Genomic DNA, 20,986 nt, shown 5'->3' on the forward strand with positions numbered 1-20,986 from the left:
TAATTCATTTGAAAGTAATTGACCGTAATTTTTACAGTCAATAGCTTGAGTGGTCATTTGACCTTCCTCATCTAGTGGAATACCCACAATACCTTAATTATGAACCTTCCTTCATCAGGTTTAGGAGTATAACCAGTAGGTACTCCATCTTCATCAATTGTGGCAGACGCCAATACAGCTGTGGCACCCATCATTCCTGCATTAGGAGAAGAATTTTTAGAGTTTGATGCATCACTGTTTTTTTCTTTTTTTTCTTTTGAATTTTGATTTAACTTATCTGATGAGGTCATTCACTTATTTAGGTTCAATAAATAATTTATCAGTTTATGGACACATTTTGATTTATTTATTCAAAATTTCTTGATTTTAGTTATCGCTAACTTCTAAACAGAATTTTTATCTATCATGAGATACTTCATAAAAATCATAAATAGTGGCTTCCAATGAATCCCAAAGATCTTTGGGAATATCGTTTTCTTCCGCGAACATGCCAAGCTGACTAGCTAAGCCTCTTGCTTGAGAGAGTTTCGAATCATATGAATCGGACTTATTCATTTTTTTGCTTTAAACTTAATAAAAAATAAATCTATTAACTTGATAAGTCAAATTTCAAAATTCTAAATCAGAAATTTCTTTTAATGCAGCAATACTTAAAACTTCTGGTTTTGTATCTGTGACCAGTACATCGTCTTCTATTCTTATACCTATGCCTTTCCATTTCTCATCTATAGGGGGTTGTCCCTCAGGTACTGGGATCCTATCACTTATGTAGATCCCAGGTTCTACCGTAAGAATCATTCCATTCTGTAATGGCACTTCATAGTCCCCCATTCTGTATGCTCCAACATCATGAACATCTAAGCCAAGCCAATGTCCAGTTCTATGCATGTAAAGATGTTTATAAGATTGATTCTCAATTATCTCCTCAGTACTGCCTGACAATAAACCAATTTCTTTTAATCCTTCTATAAGAATTGTTAAAGCAACATTATGAACATGACTAGAATTCGATCCTTTTACAGCACTTTTAATTGCATTTTTCTGCGCACTCAATACGATTTCATAGATAATTTTTTGCTCATTCGAAAATTTACCACCAATTGGAATGGTTCTTGTTATGTCTCCATTGTAATAATCAATTAGTGAGCAACCAGCATCCACTAACAATAAATCTTCCTTCTTCAAGGGTGAATCATTTGAAGTGTAATGCAAAATACAGGCGTTATCTCCTGATGCAACAATTGAGTTATAAGCTGGTCCTCTCGCCCCTTTTTCCAGAAAAAATCCCTCTAGAAGACCCTGAATTTGTCTTTCATTTTTCTTTGATGAAATTGATTCTCTAACTAATTCATGAGCTTCTGCTGAGATTTGAATAGCCTCTCTCATTCTCTTAATTTCAAATTCACTTTTAATTAATCTCATCTCATTTAAATAAATTTCTGGAGATTTTATAGAATTTCCACCAATGCCTAATCTTGAGCGATTTTCAAGTTGTTGTGAAAAAATTTCCAGTATTATTTTCTCAACTGATGGATGCTTACCAATAGAAAAAACAAGTTCGTCAGAACCATTTATATAGGCTGGGAGTAAATCTTTTAATTCGTTTATTGAGTGAGCCTTATCAGCATTAAACTCTTTTTCAGCGCCTTCTAAACCCCATCTAAAGCCATGCCAGACTTCGCTTATAACATCTTTAGGAGCAACAAACATAATAAATCTCTCTCCCTTTGGCTTATGCGATAAGAAAAGAGCGATTGCATCTGGCTCATCAAAACCGGTTAAATACCAAAAATTACTATCTTGTCTAAAAGGATATTCACAATCAGCATGATGCTTTACGAGACTAGCACCAGGGATAATAGCAGCTTTTCCGTTTAATTTATTGAGGAAGATTTCTCTTCTTTCTTCAAAAACTTTATTTTCAGGTTTAAACATAGATTGTCTATTGGCGTGTTTAAAAAAAAATGGAAGAATGAATTAATACAGATTTAGTAACTAACCTATTTTAATGGAACCAAGTGTTTACGGTTTAATTGTTCTTATAATAATTATCTTAATTGGGTCAGCATGTTGTTCGGGAGTAGAAGCTGCTTTTTTAGCTGTAAATTCGATTCGCATTCTAGAGATAGCCTCTAAACAAAAACCAAAGAGTTCTGCAAATCAACTCCTTAAACTTAGAAAACATCTTGGAAGAACATTAACTGTAATTACTATTACTAATAATGGATTTAACATAATTGGAAGTCTTATTTTAGGAGTATATGGAGCATTGGTTATTAATAGTAGTTATGGCCTAACCCTGTTTTCAATTTCTTTTTACATACTAGTCGTACTAGTAGGAGAAGTACTACCTAAGGCTCTTGGTACAAGATTCTCAGTTCAAATAGCATTATTATCAGTTCCTATCTTGAGAATATTGCATACTTTAATGAGACCATTTTTAGTATTAATAGAACAAATATTTCCAGTTATTACGGCAGAAAATGAAATTTCAACAGATGAAGAAGAAATTAGACAAATGGCAAAAATTGGAAGCCAAAAAGGTTTGATAGAAGCTGATGAAGCAGCAATGATATTTAAGGTTTTTCAATTAAATGATTTAAAAGCTAAAGATTTAATGATTCCTAGAGTATCAGCACCTTGTCTTGATGGGTCTTCGAATCTTGAAGAAATTTCAAAACTTATAATGGGCGATAACTCTCCATGGTGGGTTATTTTGGGAGATAAAGTTGACAAAATACAGGGGGTGGTTCCCCGTGAGAGAATGCTAGCAGAATTAATTAATGGAGAAAATAAAAAATTATTGTCAGAAATTTGCCAACCTGTGGACTACATTCCCGAAATGATTAAGGCAGACCAATTATTAACAAGATTTGACAAGAATCATAAAGGAGTGAAAGTAGTAGTAGATGAATTTGGAGGATTCGTGGGCATTATTGGTGCAGAAGCTGTGTTATCTGTTTTAGCTGGCTGGTGGAAAAAATAAATCATGAAACAATTTAAAATTAAAAAAAATTATTTACTTTTAAAAAATTGGTGGGGGACTATTGATCTTACCAACTATGAAAAAAGTTATTTTAATAGGGACATAATTTCTTTTAATCAACAACTTTTTAGGCTCAAAGAAAAAAAAATAAGAATTGGCGCATATGGTAAATCAGGCGTAGGGAAATCTTCTGTTTTAAATTCTTTATTAGAAAAAGATATATTTAAAACAGATATTATCAACGGGACCACAAGAGGAATTCAGTCTGAAGAATGGAAATTCAAAGATCAATCACTCAACAGTATAGAGTTACTAGATTCTCCAGGATTTGATTTCTGCGATATTAAATTCCCAGATAAAGTTTACTCCTCTATAAATCACTCAGATCTTATTTTATTTATAATTTCGGGAGATTTAAATAGAAATGAGTTAAACGAAATCAGCTCTTTTATAAAAGATGGAAAAAAAATTATTTTAATTTTAAACAAAATCGATCTATTTAATAAAAATGAATTAAAAGAAATCATTGAAAATATAAAGGTTAAGCTTCCAAAAGATTTAAATATTCCAATAATCATTAATAATGAAAACAATCTTAAAAATTACATAGCAAAATTAATCAATCAATATGGTGAGATACTATTAACACTAAATTCTATTCAATTAGCTGACAAATTGTTTCTGAAAATAAAAGAGCAAAGATTGAAAAGAAGGCAGAAATTAGCTCAATCAGCTATTGGTAAATTTTCGACTATAAAGGCATCCGCAGTAGCTCTTAATCCTTTTATTTTTGTTGATGTTGCTGGTAGTTTTGCGCTAGATACTGCATTGATTAACGAATTAAGTAAGATTTACGGCTTAAAGTTGAAAGGTGAATCTACAAGAAAAATATTTAAAAATATATCCATTAATAATTTATATTTGGGAATCACTCAAGTCGGCGTTAATACATCTTTCAACCTTATTAAGAAACTAATTCTTTTAACAGCACCTTTTACTAACGGGCTTTCATTATTACCCTATGGACCCATAGCAATTATTCAAGCTGCAATAGCGATTTATTCTACAAAAATTCTAGGGAAATTAGCAGCAAAAGAGATATTTGTAAGAAGCAAAGCTTCTTTTATAGAACCTGCTATTTTGATCCAAAATATGAATTTTAATGACCCAGAGATTTTTAACTACATAAATATTTATTTTTCAAGTAGAAATTTAAATAATAATTTTGTTAGTTTTCTACCTTAAAACTTAAAATGAAAAAAAACATTGCTTTATTTGGTACAAGTGCTGATCCACCTACAATTGGACACAAAAAAATTCTTGAAGAATTATCCAAAATTTATGCTTTTACCATTAGCTATGTGAGCAACAACCCCCAAAAAAAACACATAGAGGATATCTCAATTCGTAGCCATTTATTAAAAACTCTTATTGATGATTTAGATAATCCGAAAATTTTATTTAATCAAAACATAAGTAGCCAATGGGCAGTAGAGTCAATCAAAAAATGTAAAGAAATTTATAAATTTAATAATTTAGATTTTGTAATTGGGAGTGATTTAATTAAAGATATTTTCTACTGGAAAAATTTCGACAAAATTATTTTGGAAGTAAGTTTTTTTATAATTTTAAGAGAGGGATATCCTGTTGAATCAAATACTCTTAAAATGTTAGAAACTTATAGAGTGAAATTTAAGATTTCAACCATCAAAACCCCAAACATTTCAAGTTCTAAGTTTAGATTAAATTTTAATTGTTCTAATTTACCGTCGTCGTTAATAGATATAGTTAAGAGGAATAACTTATATGAATCCATCAAATTAGTTGAATGAAATTTTTACTTGCCCAAATAAATCCAGTTGTTGGAGATTTAGAGGGCAATGCAAAAAAAATACTTAATATTGCTTCGAAAGCTAGCTTAATTTCTGCTGATTTTGTTCTTACTCCAGAATTATCATTATGGGGATATCCAGCAAATGACTTACTTTTTAAAAAAAATTTAATCAAAAATCAATACCAAATTCTTGATCAATTAGCTTTAGATATTAATAAAAAATATGGCAACTTAAGCATCTCAATCGGAATAGCTGAGAAGGTAAATGATTCTTTTTTTCCTAATCTTTATAATTCTATTGCGTTGGTTGAGGGCGGTGAATGGAAAATAATTGCTCGGAAAATTATTCTTCCAACTTATGAAGTATTTGATGAGAAAAGATACTTTAGATCAGAAGAAAAAGTTTCAGTATTGATTAAACAAATTAAAAATAAAACTTGGCGACTTGGCTTTACTATATGTGAGGATTTATGGGTCAACAAAGATATAGAAGGTAGAGGAATCCATAGAAAAAATCCCATTATTGATTTAAAGAAAAAAAAAGTTGATATTTTAGTAAATTTATCAGCCTCCCCATATACTCTGAAAAAGTTAGAGCTAAGATCCAAGGTTTCCAGTTTTGCTGCACAATATCTTCAAGTACCGCTGATTTATGTCAACCAGATTGGAGCAAATGATAATTTAATTTTTGATGGAAATAGTTTTATTCTTGATAAGAATGGATCTAAAATTAAGCAATTAAAATCTTTTTCGGAAGATCTCTCCAGCTGGGAAATTGAGCAAACAAAACCTGAAAAAAATGAATTTAAAAACTCCGAAATGTCATCAATTTTTGATGCATTAGTCCTTGGTGTTAAAGATTATGCAAAAAAATGTGGATTTAAAACAGCTTTAGTTGGATTAAGTGGTGGTATTGATTCAGCACTTGTCTCAGCAATTGCTACAGCGGCTCTAGGAAGTGATAATGTTTATTGCGTTTCAATGCCCTCTAAGTGGAGCTCATCTCATTCAAAGAGTGATGCAAAAGATTTAGCAAGAAGATTAAAGATAAGTTTCAAGAGCATTCCAATTGAAAACTTGATGACCTCTTTTGAAGAATCATTTTTAAAAAACATATCTTTCGCGATGGCTGAAATAACAAATCAAAATATTCAGTCAAGGATAAGAGGCACTCTTCTTATGGCTTTAGCAAATCAAGAAAAGCATTTGTTACTCTCAACAGGCAATAAATCAGAACTAGCCGTAGGATATTGCACACTTTATGGTGATATGAATGGGGGATTATCTGTAATTGGGGATTTATATAAAACTAATGTTTTTAAATTATGCAATTGGCTTGATAGTGAAGACTCAATAAATAGTAGAAAGTTATATATGTTAGATACTAGTGTAGATATAATTGGAGAAAATATACGTAAAAAAGCTCCAAGTGCTGAATTAGGGCCTAATCAATTAGATACGGATTCTCTCCCACCTTACTCTATTTTAGATAAAATTCTTAAAGGAATTATTGAAGAGAAAAAAGATTTACAGCAACTAGAAGAAGATGGTTATAAAAAAGATTTAATTTTAAAAATTATCTCACTCATAAAAAAAGCGGAATTTAAACGAAAGCAGGCTCCTCCAATCCTAAAACTAAGCAGTCAATCATTAGGAAGTGACTGGAGAGTTCCCATAGCAATATCTTATTAATCACTATAAGAACACTCTTGGATTTTTTTTAAAGGCCGTTTAACTGAATCAAGGTTGATTCCTTTTTTGATAGCAAGAATTATGCCTGCAGCTTCTAAATAATTATCAACTTCAAAAAGATTGGGATAATTATAAAACTCATTCGTCACTTTTAATGTATTTTGATTTTTTACAGAGATAATATTTAAACCTTTTTCAATCCCTGCTAGTACTGCTTCTCCTCCTAATGCACCATTAGGAACAACAATCGATTCAATCTGATCAGGATGTAGTGAGATTAATTCATTTTTAGCAGGCAATTCAACAATATCAGGTGCATTGCTTAACCCAATCAGTACAGATGGTAAAAAAGTGTATCCTATTTCTTCTGCAGCTGCACGAGGATCTAAATTTTCATTCAATTCAATTGGATTTAAAGCAGGTGCGTGAGCACAGGGAACTTTTAAAAATTTGCTTATTAAATGACTTATAACTGCTTCGACTCCAGCAATAGGATCAACCCCTTTCCCATCTCGATAGATATTTGTTTCTAAAGAATCTGGATCATCTGGAAATTTTGCCACAATTGCTATTGCCGTAACTCCTTTTTCTATTAAACATTTTCCAGCATCAATTAGAGTATCAGGATTTTCAATTTTGCCACCACTGATTTTTGAAGAATCAGAATCAATAACTATGTTTAATGGCTTTCTTGTAATCACATAAGAATGAACACTAATTCCTAAAGTAGAAACACATGCATCAGCAACTTGTAAATGTCTCAATAATATTTCTTTTTCAATGGCTGAATCAAAAATTATCCCAATTTTCTGTTGCTTTACCTTTTTTAAAGCGATTTCTCCTTTAGCAAGTCGGTCTAAACTATAACCCTCAACATAAAAAATATTTTTATCTTTTTCAGAAAGATTACCACCATTCATAACATTTGGATGAGTAATTAAACATCCACTTGCCGATGATAATAATTTAGCGGTTGGAAGTGCATCTCCAGCAAAACCTCCTACTTCACAACCAATACCAGTTGGAACTATGAATATTGTTGGTGAATTTTCCATTATTAAAAATATTTCAATTTATATTTCTTAATTAGCTAAGACAGCTTTAATTTTAAGTTTTTTTGTTCCAAAAGAGTCAATAGAATTTTGAATATCAACAATTGACCATCGAATTAAATCACCTTTTTTTTCTAAATTTGCAATGATGAATTCCCTTAAATTTTTTACTTTTATTGAAGCTGGCCAATCTAAATAGTAATCAACTGAACTTAATTTCATTTTTGATATTTACCAAATTGATCATTATACAAATCATCTTCGACTTCTTTACCAATAACAATATTCAAATCGGATTTGGGATATGCCACACATAAAAGTGCAAAGCCCTTTTCCCTCAAATCATCATTTAATCCCATAGCATCTTCTTGATCTACAGATCCTTCCAATATCATGGATGCGCAATCTGTACAAACTCCTGAACAACAACTACTTGGTAAATCTATTCCATTCATTTTTGCCGCTGAAATAACATCTTGATCTTCAGAACATAAAAAACTAATAGTCTTTTGCTCAAATTGAACTTTAATATTGTATTCAGGCATATCCTAAATCTTATTGCTAAACTGTAGAACCTCCTACAACCTCTAATATTTCTTGAGTAATAGCTGCTTGCCTAGCTTTGTTATAGGTTAGATTCAAAGTACTTGCTAATTCTTTAGCATTATCACTCGCATTATTCATAGCAGTCATCCTGCAAGCGAGTTCTGAAGCTGCTGACTCTTGAAGAGCTCTTAGTACCTGATTCTGTAAATATAATGGTAATAAGGAATCTAATAGTTGATCAGGACTTTGTTCAAAAACAATATCTGATGGCAACTTCTCTGAATCACTTTTTTCCATATTTGATTTTTCAACAAGTAACTTACTATCTTTTGTAGTCAACCTAAAAATTTCATCGTTTTCCTCAGCAATTCCTTGAGGGTCAAGTGGCAATAGTGTTTGAACGACAGGAGCGCAGCTGACTAGAGTGATGAATTTCGTGTAAATAATTTCTACCCTATCAGAATTTTCTGAGAGAAATTCAGCTAAAATTTCATTTGTTACTCCTTCAGAGTCCTTGACTGTGGGTACCTGTTCTAGTTCTTTGAAAGTACTTTTAATTACATATCTATCCTTTCTATTTTGAAAATATCCAATAGCTTTCTTCCCTACCAAAATTAAATTTGGCTGATACCCTTGTTTGACTAATTCTGCGTATCTTATTTCTACCTTTTTTATTATATTTGTATTGTAACCACCGCATAAACCTCTATCCGCAGTTATGCAAACCAAAGTAATGCTCTTAACTTCTCTCTTGGATAATAGAGGAGAGTCGACAGCCTCGAATTGAACTCTAGATTGGATATTTTCTAAGACACGTGCAAGTTTATCTGCAAAAGGTCTACTCTTAAGAACTTGATCTTGAGCTCTCCTAACTTTTGCAGCTGCAACAAGTCTCATGGCCTCCGTTATTTTTCTTGTATTTTTAACGGAAACGATTCGATCTCTAATCTCTTTAAGATTTGCCATGGTATCTCCTTAAATAAATTTAAACTGTGGCAAGCATTGATGATTTAACTTCATTTATCACCTCTTTTAGTGTTGCTTCTAATCCATCATTTAATTTCTTTTCTTTAAGAATTTCTTCTATAAATTCTGATTTATTTAACTTTAGGTATTCCCTAAGTTCAGTTGCAAATTTAGTAACATCTTCAACAGGCACCTCATCAATAAGACCTTTAACGCCTGCGTAAACTACTGCAACTTGTTCTGCAAGGTTAAGCGGGGAGAATTGAGGTTGCTTTAATAACTCTCTTAGTCTTTTACCTCTTTCAAGTTGTTGCTGAGTTGCTTCATCAAGATCAGATGCAAATTGAGAAAAAGCAGCTAGTTCATCAAACTGTGCGAGTTCTAATTTTAAAGTTCCTGCAATTTTTTTAATTGCTTTTGTCTGAGCGGCACCTCCAACACGGCTAACAGAAATACCTACATTAATAGCGGGTCTTAATCCTGAGTTAAATAAATCTGCACTCAAGAATATTTGTCCATCTGTAATTGAAATAACATTAGTTGGGATGTAAGCCGAAACGTCCCCTGCCTGAGTTTCAATAATTGGAAGAGCTGTCATAGAGCCTCCTCCCATAGCATCAGAAAGTTTTGCTGCTCTTTCTAGTAATCTACTGTGTAAATAGAACACGTCTCCAGGATAAGCTTCTCTTCCTGGTGGTCTTTTTAAAAGAAGAGACATTTGTCTATAAGCCTGAGCTTGTTTTGTTAGATCATCATAAATAACAAGCGTTGCTTTACCCTGATACATAAAATGTTCAGCAATTGCTGCACCGGTATAAGGTGCTAAGTACTGTAAAGCAGCAGGTTCAGAAGCTCCTGCACTAACTACGACTGTATAATCTAGTGCGCCTCTCTCTCTTAATACCTCTACGATGTTTGCTACTGATGCTGACTTCTGACCAATAGCTACGTAAACACAAACTACGTCTTGGCCTTTTTGGTTGATTATCGTATCGATAGCAATAGCAGATTTTCCAGTTTGTCTATCACCAATAATTAATTCTCTTTGACCTCTTCCAACAGGAATCATTGCATCAATAGATGTAATACCTGTTTGCATTGGTTCATGCACTGATCTCCTCTTGATTATTCCAGGAGCCATTTCTTCAATCAATCTAGTATCACTTGTAGGAATTTCCCCTTTCCCATCTATTGGTTGTCCTAGAGGATTAACAACTCTCCCCTGCATTGCTTCACCAACTGGAACAGATGCGATTTTACCTGTGGACTTAACGTTACTTCCTTCTTGGACACCAAGTGCCTCTCCCATCAAAACGGCTCCAACATTATCATCTTCAAGATTTAAAGCTATACCTTCGGTACCATCTTCAAATTCTAATAACTCACCTGCCATGACCTGATCCAAGCCATATATTCTTGCAATGCCATCACCGATTTGCAGAACAGTTCCTACATTGCTAACACTTACAGATTGGTCATAATCAGTTATTTGTTGTTTTAAGATTGAACTGATTTCATCAGGGCGTATTGATACCATGGATTTAAGAATTTAAGGTTGATTTAAAAGTTACTTGGAAAGGGATAAGCCAAGTTTTCTAATTTGTGAAGCAAGGGAAGCATCAATTACTTTTGATCCTACACTGGCGACGAAACCACCAATAAGAGATGGGTCGATTTTAGTTACAAGTTCTAATTTTTCTGTTCCAGCAATATTGATGATCTTTTTGGTAATTAAACCTTTCTGTTCATCAGTAAGCTCGACTGCAGAAGTAACAGTTGCCAAAGCAATATTACTATTTTCTCGGTAAATCTCTAAAAACCTATCAAGAATTGAAGTGAGGATTCCAATTCTTTGCCTATCGGCCAATAGTTTTAAGAAATTCAGTAAAGAAGAATTAACCTTATTTGAAAAAATTTCAATAATGATTTTTTTCTTAGCATCTGTCTCTAAAATGGGAGAGGATAATGCCTTCTCCAATTCAGGGGAATTATTTATTAATTCCAAAAGTTGTTTAACCTCAGAAACCATCTCTTCAGTTTGAGAATTTTCATTCACAACTTGAAGTAATGCCTCTGCGTATGGTGTAGTAACTGAATTTAAAAGTGGCATTAGTTCACCTCAATATTGTTAATTGATTGAGTTACCAAATTTTCTTGTGTTGTTTTATCAAGTCGATTTGGGAGAGATTCTAAAGCTTTCTTAATTGCTAGTTCAACAGCTTCTTTTCGTAGTAGAGAAATTGCTCTGGATGCTTCAGAGCTCTCATCAGAGATTGCACTTTGTTTAATACGTGCCATCTCCTCTATAGCTTTTTTCTCACTTTCCATTCTGATTGATTCAGATCTTTTAAGAGAATCTGCTTTTATTTGAGAAGCTTTTTCTTCTGCTGAAGATAAATCTTTCTTCGCCTTTTCTAAAGCTTGAGTTGCATTTAGGAGTCGATCTTCAGCATCTTTTAATTCAAGAAGGATTCCTTCTCTCCTTTTTTGAAGCATTTTGCCTAAAAAACCAGGCAAAAATTTATAAAGACCGAAAACCACTACAGCCCAATTAAGGATATTAGTTTCGAATAAATTGAAGTTCAATCCAAAACCTTCTGTAGCTAAAAGAGTTAAATTCATTTTTCTAGAATCAATCTATTAACAATAAGTTCGCTTAGATCATCAGCCTGTTTAGAAAGTTGATCACGAGCAGCGGACGTCTGACTTTCAATTTCTAGTCTTGCCTTTTCTTTTGAAGCATTTGCTTCATTATTAGCAAGTTCTAGTGCTTCTTTATAAAGCTTGTCAGACTCATTCTCAGCTTCGCTCACAATTCTTTGGGCTTCTGTACGAGCACTTTGAAGCTGAGTTAATAAATCAGCTTCTAATTTTTTAACCTCAGAAAGTTTATTTTTGGCCTCAATAATATTATTACTTACAAACTTTTCTCTTTTTTCTACAACATTGCCGACAGGCTTAAAAAAAAGAGAATTTAATATGTAAGTAAGCGCAACTACTTGTATTGCCATTAGTGGCAAAGTGGCATTTATATCAAATAATCCACCTTCTGTAGCACCAAAAAAATTAAAGGCCAACATATGATTCAGTTGAAGTTAAAAAATTAAATTTAAATATTGCTAATAATTAGAAGCAATATTAACTTTTAGGAAAAAGGATTCGCAAAAAGTAGTACCAAAGCCACAACCAATCCGTAAATTGTTAATGACTCCATGAAAGCGAAAGACAAAAGAAGAGTTCCTCTGATTTTACCTTCAGCTTCTGGCTGACGGGCAATACCCTCAACAGCACCTTGAGCTGCGTTACCTTGTCCAAGACCTGGGCCAATAGCACCTAGACCAACTGCTAAACCAGCAGCTACAACTGATGCAGCGGAAGTAATCGAATCCATAATTTTGAAATAAAGAGCTTAATACTTGTGATAATCTTTGTTGTCATACACGCTTGGACATCCTTTGTTTTAAGAATGGGTCTGATATTTTCAGACCTACGCGATTAGATATTTTGCCAGATTATAGACCCTTTGTAAAAGAGTCTGAATGTATCAGAAAACAGCTAATGATGTTCTTCAACAGCTTCTCCAATGTAGTAGGCCGCTAAAGTTGCAAAAATCAATGCCTGAATTGCACTAGTAAATAATCCTAGGAACATAACAGGTATTGGGAGAATTAGCGGAACTAAAAATACTAGAACACCAACAACAAGTTCATCAGCCAAAATATTTCCAAATAGCCTGAAAGAGAGTGATAAAGGTTTCGTAAAGTCCTCTAGAATTTTGAAAGGAAGCATAATCGGAGTTGGGTGAACATAGTATTCGAAGTATCTCCAACCCTTATTGCTTAAACCAGCATAGAAATAAGAAAGTGAAACCAATAAAGCCAAGGCTATAGTTGTATTGATATCTGCAGTAGGTGCTCCTAATTCTCCACTTGGTAACTTAATCAATCTCCAAGGAATTAAAGCCCCTCCCCAATTACTAACAAAGACGAATAAAAATAAAGTCCCTATAAATGGCATCCAATCTCTATAAACTTTTTCACCTATTTGCGTCCTAGCAAGATCTCTTATGTAATCCCAGAGGAACTCAAGGAGGTTTTGAAGGCCTTTAGGATCATTTTCCATTTTTTTAGTTCCTAAAGAAATAAAAACTAATAACGCTCCTAATAAAATCCAAGATGTTAAAAATACCTGCCCATGAAGTCTGATATTTCCAATTTGCCAATAAAGATGTTGACCAACTTCTAATGCTGCAAAATTTGTTAGCAAGGAATTAAAAAACATTTGTTTTGAATAAAAAAATTTACTTAATAACGTGAAAAATAAAGAATGAGTGAAGGCTTATAAATGAAAAAACCTATCATCGCAGGAAAAATATCCAAAGATCCTAGCTTGCTAGCAAAAATAAAGAGGCAAACTGGAACTAATAGTTGCAATTTTGATACACCTGATAATTCTTTACCAAGTTTTCCTATACTTTTTGCAAGCAAACGTAGGTAAAAAATGCCGGCAATTGCACCTATAAAAATACTAAAACCAAAGGTAAAGCCTAGAAAAATTCCAGTTATTGATGCTAATAAAATAGAAACAATAAAAGTAATTCCAAAAATTGTTAATTGCAATTTTGTGTATTCATCATTTTGGGAAAGCAAATGATCTATTTGATTGGCAATGCCAGATTTACTTTCTTTAATGATCGAATTATTCAGGGATTGCGGAAATTGAACATTCTCATTAGAAGGATGCTCAAGTTTTTTTCTATTTGAGTCCACTGATGTGAACATAGTTTAAAAACCCCTCTGAATGGTTTTAAGTAAGTATATAAACTCACGGAATCTATCACGGAGAGGTGCCTTTTAGCTAGTTTTTTTTTATAAAAAATTAATTCTTAAGATTTATGAAGAATCTGTAGGCCATTTTTTACTTTATTCTTCAAAAATAAAATTTATGAAAAAGTCATCTTTTTAATTGCGTTAACACTTTAAAACGTTAATAAAAGACTTGGCAAAATCTCAATTAAACGTCTCAATAGTAAATATACATCTAAAAAATTTGGAGATAAGTCAAGAAAAAATAAAATATAAAAGAATTTCTAAAAGAAAAAAAACCTTTAGTTCTAATTACAAAAAAAATTTCAGCAATATAACAGAGTCTATATTTCCCTTACCTTGGGAGATATGGCCTTATGAAGCAAAAATCCTCATTGTCATCATTGGAATTTGGTCAATATTAGGAATATGCATACTCGGATCATCAAGTTGGTGGGTGGCTAGTAGGGAAATGGGAAATTGGGCTTACTTCTTAAAAAAACAAATCATTTGGACAATTCCAGGAATTGGTTTATTTTATTTCGTACTTAATACAAACATTAGAAATCTTTTAAAGTTTTCAAGAATTATTTTTTATATTTTATTCTTTTTGATTTTCCTTACCAATCTTACTGGAATTACAGTTAATGGATCTTCAAGATGGCTAGTGCTTGGCAATTTACGACTGCAGCCATCTGAATTAATTAAACCTTTTCTAATTCTAGAAGCTTCTAATCTTTTCGCACATTGGAATCTGGTAAAGAATGATAAAAAATTAATTTCAATTATAACCTTTGGTTTATTAATTTTATTAATACTTAAACAGCCTAATTTAAGTACTGCATCATTAACTGGAATTCTTCTTTGGGTAATGGGTTTATGTGGAGGAGTAAAACTTAGCTCTCTTTGCTCATTTGCTTCAATAGGATTAATTACTGGATGTATCAGCATCCTTAATAACGAATATCAAAAACTGAGAGTTACTTCATTTATAAATCCTTGGAAAGATCAACAAGAAAATGGATTTCAATTGGTTCAAAGTTTATTAGCTATAGGTTCAGGAGGTCTATTTGGCCAAGGTTTTGGACTGTCGATACAAAAATTACAATATCTGCCGTTCATGTATACAGATTTTATTTTTGCCATTTTTGCAGAAGAATTTGGTTTATTGGGGTGTACTTTATTCTTAGGATTCTTAGCAGTATTCTCATATATAAGCCTAAGAATTAGTCTTAAGTGCAGGAACAATTATACAAAATTAGTTGCTATCGGATGTGGTGTGTTGTTGACAGGTCAATCAATAATGCATATTGCTGTAGCAACAGGTTCAATGCCTACTACAGGCTTACCACTACCTTTCATTAGTTATGGTGGCAATTCATTAATAGCGTCTTTTTTTATTGCAGGGATGTTAGTTAGATGTTCATTAGAGTCAACAGGATTCATTGGTATGATTAGTACACGAAAGACTCTTAATTAGTTAGAATTTAAAGGATTAAATTCAAGCTATCGAATCATTTAATTTAGTTATTTCAGAATTATCTCAAAAGGGTAATCTGCTTATGCAGAATGGTCTTAATAGTCCTGGTCCATTTACTATATTTTTGGTTTTCAGCGCAGGACTTTTAACAAGTCTTGGGCCATGTTCATTATCTTTACTGCCAGTGACTATTGCTTATATAGGCGGAACAGAGAAAAATAAATTTAAACTTATTAGTTTTTCAGGAGGTGTAGTTTTTTCGCTTGTTGCACTGGGGGCTGCGAGTGGATTCTTAGGTAAAATATATGGGCAAATTCCATCTTATTACACTTCATTTGTTGCCCTAATAGCAATAATAATGGGTTTAAATTTATTAGGAATTCTAAAGTTTCAGTTTCCGAATGGACCTGATATAAAAATAATTGAAGATAAAATACCAAAATTTATAGCGCCTTTTGCCATAGGGACTACTTTTGGACTAGCTTCTTCACCTTGCATTACTCCAGTTTTAGCAACTCTTTTGGCTTGGGTATCGCAAGCTAAAAACCCGATAATATCTATTATTTTTTTATTTTTCTTTGGAATAGGCCAAGTAACCCCATTAATCATTGCAGGAGCTACTGCAGAAAACTTAAAGCAATTTTTAGCTCTTAGAAAATTTAGTCAAATAATTCCGACTTTAAGTGGGATATTTTTAGTTTCCCTAGGGTTATTAAATTTATTTTCAAATTGGATTTAAATGATTATTTTTAAGAATCTAATTTTAAAAATATCAAGTTTAAGATTCGCTATATCGCTGATAATCTTCATTGCTATTGCCAGTGGAATAGGTACTTTTATACCTCAAGGTAGTAAAAATAAATTCTATATTGATAATTTCGATAGTGCTCCCATTTTTGGATTTTTAGATGGAGAAAAAGTCTTAAAACTTCAATTGGATCATATATATACAAGCTTTTGGTTTTTATTTACATTAATTCTTCTTTGCATTTCTCTGGCAGCTTGTAGTTTCAGGAGGCAAATTCCTTCATTAAAAGCTTCATTAAAATGGATTGAATACAAGAGCGAAAAAAAATTTAGCAAACTGCAACTAACTACAAGTCATCCAATCAATCAAGATGGAGAACATATATCTAAAGTAGATTTATTACTTAAAAAAAAAGGATGGAAAACATACAAATTTAATAGTCATATTTCTGCAAGAAAGGGGTTAATTGGAAAAATCGGTCCTTTAGTTGTACATATCGGATTAATAGTCTTACTCATAGGTTCAGCATATGGAAGTTTTACAAGTCAATCAAAAGAACAATATTTACTGCCTGGAGAAACTTTAGATCTTGTTAATGAAAGCACAAACTCAAAAGCCAATGTAAAATTAGTCGATTTTTCTATAGAACGTGAAAGTGATGGTGTGCCCAAACAGTTTATTTCAAAATTAAATTTTTCTTCTGAAGATCTAAATTTAAATGAAATAAAAACAACCAAAGTTAATCACCCAATCAGGTTTAAAGGATTAACTATTTATCAAGCAGATTGGGCAATATCAAATGTTGTTTTAGAAATAGATAATATCCTTTATCAATTACAATTAAAGGAGATTCCAGAAATCGGTAATCAAGTTTGGGGAGTTTTAGTTGAATTAGGATCGGAGACTAAAAAAAATTTCCTTTTAACAATAGATAATGAAAATGGTCCACTTAAAATTTCGAATATAGAAAATTTTTCTGGGAATAATCTTTATATCAATGACGATACTTTAGAAGTTAACTCTTCAAAAGTATCTCTGAAAAAAATAATCCCCAGCAGTGGATTAATAATTAAAAATGATCCGTCTATACCATTTATTTACTTTTCTTTTATCTTAATAATTTTTGGAACAATAATAAGTCTTATACCAACTAACCAATTATGGATTCTGGTAAATAAAGAATCACAAAAGTTATCTATTGGAGGTCTCAGTAATAAAAATCTAGTTGGTTTTAAAAAAGAATTTTTTAAATTATCAGAGGAAATAAAAAATTTTTAATTTCTTTTCTGCCCACTAAAAATATTTAACTGCATAGAAACATTCCCTCTTGGGTTAAATGCAGCATTTAAATGTATCCAGTGAGGTGAACCTTCATTAACTAAATCATCCATAATTCTATTGACAACTTCCTCATGTGATATTTTTATATCCCTAAAATTATTAATATAAAGCTTTAAAGACTTCAACTCATAGACTTTCAAATTAGGTTGATAAATAATATTTAGCTTTGCAAAATCTGGATAACCAGAAAAGGGGCACTTACATGTAAATTCAGGTAACTGAATAGAAATTTCATAAATTCTTTTCTTATTTGGATTATCGAAACAAATTATTTTTGATTCTTCAATAATTCTTTCACCATATAGCGGTCTTTGAGTCGAATCTTCTAATTTAGCTGTACTCATTTTTAGTAGAACTTATTTACTTAACCTATATAAAAAGATCAAAATCTGCAAAAATCTCAACAAGGATAATTATTACAATTGAATAAGTCAAAGGCTGTTAAATCTTATTTTTGTATCATCTGTAACATTCATAATGTTGGTTAAGAAGGTTATATGTGTTTAGTTCAATGAAAAATTAATGGACATTTGTTTGATAACTATCGATAATAACTTAAATAAATCCCTTCAACCAAAAAGCGCAATTGGAATGTTATGGCTTCAAACACACTTTGAGAATGATCAGTGGGAAGCATTGTCAAATAGTACAGTGATAATTTCTGAAGAAAATTCCCAATTATTAATTGAAGACGCTACGAATGCAGGCCTAAATATTAAATGTTTTTCTGATATTTCAATGTTGGATGTTTTCCCAAAAAACAATTAAAATAAGATCATTCAATCTCTAATCATGAAGAAAATTGAAGCAATCATACGTCCATTTAAGCTGGAGGATGTAAAAATTGCATTAGTAAACTCTGGAATTGTTGGAATGACCGTTAGTGAAGTCAGAGGTTTTGGAAGGCAAAAAGGGCAAGTCGAAAGATATAGAGGTTCTGAATTTACTGTTGAATTTCTTCAAAAACTCAAAGTAGAAGTTGTCGTAGAAGATGAAAAGGTTAATTCAGTTATTGATGCGATTGCTGAAGCAGCAAAAACTGGAGAGATAGGTGACGGAAAAATATTCATCACATCAATTGATTCAGTTGTAAGAATTAGAACTGGCGACAAAGACGAAGAAGCTCTTTAATTCAAAGAGTTTCTTTTACTAATTTTTGTATATATTCACTATTAATACTTTTATTTGATTGATTTCCTAAGGTCATCCAAGCTAGATATTCGTGATTCCCAGCAGGACCTACCAGAGGAGAAGCTATCAAATTCTTTATATTCCATTGGAAATTCTTAGCAGCATAGATAACAGACTCTATAGCCTCAGTATGGAATTTAGGATTGCGAACAACACCTCCTTTACTGACTTTATCTTTACCTACCTCAAATTGAGGTTTAATTAAAAATATTCCTTCAATACAATCACCTTCTAATAAATTACCAATAGATTTAAAAACTAACTTTAATGAAATAAAAGACAAATCAGCAACAACAAAGTTTGGTAATTCATTACTTCTAGATAAAAGATCATTAGGTTTTAAATATCGAATATTAGTTCGTTCAAAAAGTATAACTTTTGGGTTATTTCTAATCTTCCATGCAGTTTGTCCATAACCAACATCTATCCCATAAACTAACTTTGCGCCTTGTTGCAATAAGCAATCAGTAAATCCCCCAGTAGAGATTCCTGCGTCAATACATATTTTGTCTTTTACTTTAATTTCAAGTTTTTTAAATGCCTCCAATAATTTTTCGCCGCCCCTTGATACAAACATAGGTGCGGAATCAATAAAAAACTCAGATCCAATTAATACTTGTTGTCCAGGTTTATCCAATACTTTCCCATTGATATCTCTAACCTTGCCCGCAAGAATTAAACTTTGGGCTTTTTGACGAGTTTCACATAAACCTTTATTTAGAAGATAAAGATCTAATCTACTTTTTTTAATCATATATTAATCAATAAAAAAAGACTGAATAATGAACTTCTATAAGATTAAGATCCAAATTCTTTAATACCTTTCAATTTTAAATAATAACTAAAAAATTACCCATGATTATAGAAGGAATATATGCAAACATTTTTATATTTAAGCTTTCTTTATTAGCCAGAAAAATGTTACATAGAAAAATAATAATCAGTCAAATATGTTCAATGGCAAGTACATCTTTAAAGGTATAGGGCAATAATTCGATTTTGTTATAAAGTTTAAATTGATAATAAATAAAAATTGTGATCGAGCGTTACACATTACCCGAAATGGGGAAAATCTGGACTGAAAGCGCAAAATTCCAGAGTTGGCTTAAGGTTGAAATAGCTGCATGTGAAGCAAATTTTTCCCTCGGGAAAATCCCTGAGAATGCCATGAAAGAGATACGTTCAAATGCAAAGTTTGATGAATCTAGAATTACAGAAATTGAGAAAGAAGTTAAACATGATGTCATAGCATTTCTTACAAGCGTTAATGAATTTGTAGGGGATTCAGGAAGATACATACATGTTGGTATGACCAGTAGTGATGTACTTGATACTGGCTTATCTCTTCAGTTAGTAGATTCTTGCGAATTGTTATTAGAAGAAATTAAGAACCTAGAAAATGAGGTCAGATTATTAGCAAGGAAGCATAAAAATACATTAATGATTGGCAGATCTCATGCAATACATGGGGAGCCAATTTCCTTCGGTTTTAAACTTGCTGGATGGTTAGCAGAAATAATAAGGAACAAAAAAAGATTGTTAACTCTGAAAGATTCTGTAGCAATTGGACAAATAAGTGGTGCAATGGGAACTTACGCTAATACGAATCCTAAAGTAGAACAAATAACTTGTGATTTACTCGGCTTAAAACCTGATACAGCAAGTACGCAGGTTATATCGAGAGACAGACATGCAGAATATGTGCAAACTATTGCACTAGTTGGCGCTTCTTTAGATAGATTCGCAACTGAAATAAGAAATTTACAAAGAACTGATGTTTTAGAAGTTGAGGAGGGCTTTACAAAAGGGCAAAAAGGAAGTTCTGCCATGCCTCATAAAAGAAATCCTATTCGAAGTGAAAGAGTAAGTGGTTTAGCAAGAATTCTGAGGAGTTACGTCTTAACAGCACTTGAAAATGTTCCACTTTGGCACGAAAGAGATATAAGCCATAGTTCAAACGAACGTATCATGTTACCTGACGTATCAATCTGTTTGCATTTTATGCTCAGGGAAATGACAAATATAGTAAGTAATTTGGAGGTTTATCCAAAAAATATGCTCAAAAATTTAAATATATATGGTGGTGTAATCTTTAGTCAGAAAGTTTTACTTTTGCTTGTAGAGAAGGGCTTTTCTAGAGAAAAAGCTTATAGATTAGTTCAAAAAAATGCTCATCAGGCCTGGAATACTCAGAATGGGAATTTCAAACAAAATATAGAGAGAGATAATGAAATAATGGACCTTATTGATCAAAGTGAATTAGAAGAATGTTTTAATCCTTCAATTCATCTCAATAATTTAAGTGTAATATGGGAGAAGTTAAGTATCTAGGATTACTGAAAACC

General features: G+C 32.0%; 25 protein-coding genes and 2 pseudogenes. 10 read left to right on the plus strand and 17 right to left on the minus strand.

Annotated elements, in window-relative coordinates; translation table 11 throughout:
- The 4 genes and pseudogenes from HA145_RS08095 to HA145_RS08110 form a co-directional block, all read right to left on the minus strand.
- A pseudogene (locus tag HA145_RS08095) lies at window positions 1-90 on the minus strand (Holliday junction resolvase RuvX); the annotation flags it as partial.
- Window positions 81-290: pseudogene (locus HA145_RS08100) on the minus strand (30S ribosomal protein PSRP-3); the annotation flags it as partial. The pseudogenes HA145_RS08095 and HA145_RS08100, both read right to left, overlap by 10 nt.
- 106 nt (window positions 291-396) lie before the next feature.
- Entirely contained in the window at window positions 397-555 is a 159-nt protein-coding gene (locus tag HA145_RS08105; RefSeq protein ID WP_187151134.1) for a hypothetical protein, read from the minus strand.
- Between the two features lie 54 nt (window positions 556-609).
- Entirely contained in the window at window positions 610-1,935 is a 1,326-nt protein-coding gene (locus tag HA145_RS08110) for an aminopeptidase P N-terminal domain-containing protein (protein WP_209128666.1), read from the minus strand.
- 73 nt (window positions 1,936-2,008) lie between these two features.
- On the opposite strand from HA145_RS08110, the gene HA145_RS08115 reads away from it, so the two are divergent.
- Genes HA145_RS08115 through HA145_RS08130 form a run of 4 tightly spaced genes read left to right on the plus strand, consistent with a single transcriptional unit; the run spans window position 2,009 to window position 6,512 of the window.
- Entirely contained in the window at window positions 2,009-2,986 is a 978-nt protein-coding gene (locus HA145_RS08115; RefSeq protein WP_209128667.1) for a CNNM domain-containing protein, read from the plus strand.
- Window positions 2,987-2,989: 3 nt separating this feature from the next.
- Complete coding sequence (locus HA145_RS08120) at window positions 2,990-4,231, plus strand: GTP-binding protein (RefSeq protein WP_209128668.1); 1,242 nt, start codon at window positions 2,990-2,992, stop codon at window positions 4,229-4,231.
- An 8-nt stretch (window positions 4,232-4,239) separates the two neighbouring features.
- Window positions 4,240-4,818 (plus strand): nicotinate-nucleotide adenylyltransferase, encoded by a 579-nt coding sequence (locus HA145_RS08125; protein ID WP_209128669.1) that lies wholly within the window; start codon window positions 4,240-4,242, stop codon window positions 4,816-4,818.
- A complete protein-coding gene (locus HA145_RS08130; protein ID WP_209128670.1) occupies window positions 4,815-6,512 on the plus strand; it encodes an NAD+ synthase in 1,698 nt (565 codons plus the stop codon). Before HA145_RS08125 ends, HA145_RS08130 begins: the two co-directional genes overlap by 4 nt.
- On the opposite strand, the gene HA145_RS08135 is transcribed toward HA145_RS08130, so the two are convergent.
- The 11 genes from HA145_RS08135 to HA145_RS08185 form a co-directional block, all read right to left on the minus strand.
- Entirely contained in the window at window positions 6,509-7,567 is a 1,059-nt protein-coding gene (locus tag HA145_RS08135) for a DUF3326 domain-containing protein (RefSeq protein WP_209128671.1), read from the minus strand. The genes HA145_RS08130 and HA145_RS08135 overlap by 4 nt on opposite strands.
- Before the next feature lie 27 nt (window positions 7,568-7,594).
- The gene (locus HA145_RS08140) at window positions 7,595-7,786 is read right to left on the minus strand and encodes a hypothetical protein (protein WP_075536929.1); all 192 of its coding nucleotides are present in this window, start codon (window positions 7,784-7,786) and stop codon (window positions 7,595-7,597) included.
- The gene (locus tag HA145_RS08145) at window positions 7,783-8,109 is read right to left on the minus strand and encodes a 2Fe-2S iron-sulfur cluster-binding protein (RefSeq protein WP_209128672.1); all 327 of its coding nucleotides are present in this window, start codon (window positions 8,107-8,109) and stop codon (window positions 7,783-7,785) included. The genes HA145_RS08140 and HA145_RS08145 overlap by 4 nt, the downstream gene beginning before the upstream one ends.
- A 16-nt stretch (window positions 8,110-8,125) precedes the next feature.
- A complete protein-coding gene (locus HA145_RS08150) occupies window positions 8,126-9,076 on the minus strand; it encodes a F0F1 ATP synthase subunit gamma (RefSeq protein WP_209128673.1) in 951 nt (316 codons plus the stop codon).
- Window positions 9,077-9,095: 19 nt separating this feature from the next.
- A complete protein-coding gene (gene atpA, locus HA145_RS08155) occupies window positions 9,096-10,613 on the minus strand; it encodes a F0F1 ATP synthase subunit alpha (RefSeq protein WP_011819066.1) in 1,518 nt (505 codons plus the stop codon).
- Window positions 10,614-10,643: 30 nt separating this feature from the next.
- Window positions 10,644-11,186, minus strand: coding sequence for an ATP synthase F1 subunit delta (gene atpH, locus HA145_RS08160; RefSeq protein WP_209128674.1), 543 nt, complete (start codon window positions 11,184-11,186; stop codon window positions 10,644-10,646).
- A complete protein-coding gene (locus HA145_RS08165; protein WP_209128675.1) occupies window positions 11,186-11,698 on the minus strand; it encodes a F0F1 ATP synthase subunit B in 513 nt (170 codons plus the stop codon). The genes atpH and HA145_RS08165 overlap by 1 nt, the downstream gene beginning before the upstream one ends.
- On the minus strand, window positions 11,695-12,156 hold the full coding sequence (locus HA145_RS08170) for a F0F1 ATP synthase subunit B' (protein WP_011819069.1): 462 nt from the start codon (window positions 12,154-12,156) through the stop codon (window positions 11,695-11,697). The genes HA145_RS08165 and HA145_RS08170 overlap by 4 nt, the downstream gene beginning before the upstream one ends.
- Before the next feature lie 65 nt (window positions 12,157-12,221).
- Window positions 12,222-12,467 carry an ATP synthase F0 subunit C gene (gene atpE, locus HA145_RS08175; protein WP_002805169.1) on the minus strand — a complete coding sequence of 82 codons (246 nt, stop codon included), beginning with the start codon at window positions 12,465-12,467 and terminating at the stop codon, window positions 12,222-12,224.
- 164 nt (window positions 12,468-12,631) lie between these two features.
- On the minus strand, window positions 12,632-13,357 hold the full coding sequence (gene atpB, locus HA145_RS08180; protein ID WP_011863567.1) for a F0F1 ATP synthase subunit A: 726 nt from the start codon (window positions 13,355-13,357) through the stop codon (window positions 12,632-12,634).
- A 23-nt stretch (window positions 13,358-13,380) separates the two neighbouring features.
- Window positions 13,381-13,857, minus strand: a complete 477-nt coding sequence (locus HA145_RS08185; protein ID WP_209128676.1) for a hypothetical protein — start codon at window positions 13,855-13,857, stop codon at window positions 13,381-13,383.
- 268 nt (window positions 13,858-14,125) lie between these two features.
- Between HA145_RS08185 and HA145_RS08190 the strand changes: the two genes are divergently transcribed.
- The 3 genes from HA145_RS08190 to HA145_RS08200 all read left to right on the plus strand — a co-directional run bounded on the left by HA145_RS08190 (window position 14,126) and on the right by HA145_RS08200 (window position 17,387).
- Entirely contained in the window at window positions 14,126-15,361 is a 1,236-nt protein-coding gene (locus tag HA145_RS08190) for an FtsW/RodA/SpoVE family cell cycle protein (RefSeq protein ID WP_209128733.1), read from the plus strand.
- Window positions 15,362-15,443: 82 nt separating this feature from the next.
- Window positions 15,444-16,100, plus strand: a complete 657-nt coding sequence (locus tag HA145_RS08195; protein ID WP_209128677.1) for a cytochrome c biogenesis protein CcdA — start codon at window positions 15,444-15,446, stop codon at window positions 16,098-16,100.
- Window positions 16,101-17,387 (plus strand): cytochrome c biogenesis protein ResB, encoded by a 1,287-nt coding sequence (locus tag HA145_RS08200; protein WP_209128678.1) that lies wholly within the window; start codon window positions 16,101-16,103, stop codon window positions 17,385-17,387.
- Here HA145_RS08200 and queF read toward each other — a convergent pair.
- A complete protein-coding gene (gene queF, locus HA145_RS08205) occupies window positions 17,384-17,794 on the minus strand; it encodes a preQ(1) synthase (protein ID WP_209128679.1) in 411 nt (136 codons plus the stop codon). The genes HA145_RS08200 and queF overlap by 4 nt on opposite strands.
- A 178-nt stretch (window positions 17,795-17,972) precedes the next feature.
- On the opposite strand from queF, the gene HA145_RS08210 reads away from it, so the two are divergent.
- Window positions 17,973-18,218: a hypothetical protein gene (locus HA145_RS08210; RefSeq protein WP_209128680.1), complete on the plus strand. Its 246-nt coding sequence runs from the start codon at window positions 17,973-17,975 to the stop codon at window positions 18,216-18,218.
- Window positions 18,219-18,242: 24 nt separating this feature from the next.
- On the plus strand, window positions 18,243-18,581 hold the full coding sequence (locus tag HA145_RS08215) for a P-II family nitrogen regulator (protein WP_011377098.1): 339 nt from the start codon (window positions 18,243-18,245) through the stop codon (window positions 18,579-18,581).
- A gap of 1 nt (window position 18,582) precedes the next feature.
- On the opposite strand, the gene HA145_RS08220 is transcribed toward HA145_RS08215, so the two are convergent.
- Complete coding sequence (locus HA145_RS08220) at window positions 18,583-19,395, minus strand: TlyA family RNA methyltransferase (RefSeq protein WP_209128681.1); 813 nt, start codon at window positions 19,393-19,395, stop codon at window positions 18,583-18,585.
- 281 nt (window positions 19,396-19,676) lie between these two features.
- On the opposite strand from HA145_RS08220, the gene purB reads away from it, so the two are divergent.
- Entirely contained in the window at window positions 19,677-20,972 is a 1,296-nt protein-coding gene (gene purB / locus HA145_RS08225) for an adenylosuccinate lyase (protein WP_209128682.1), read from the plus strand.
- Window positions 20,973-20,986 lie beyond the last annotated feature (14 nt).

Origin of the sequence: Prochlorococcus marinus XMU1411 (assembly GCF_017696075.1) — a bacterium.
GTDB lineage: Bacteria > Cyanobacteriota > Cyanobacteriia > PCC-6307 > Cyanobiaceae > Prochlorococcus_A > Prochlorococcus_A marinus_V.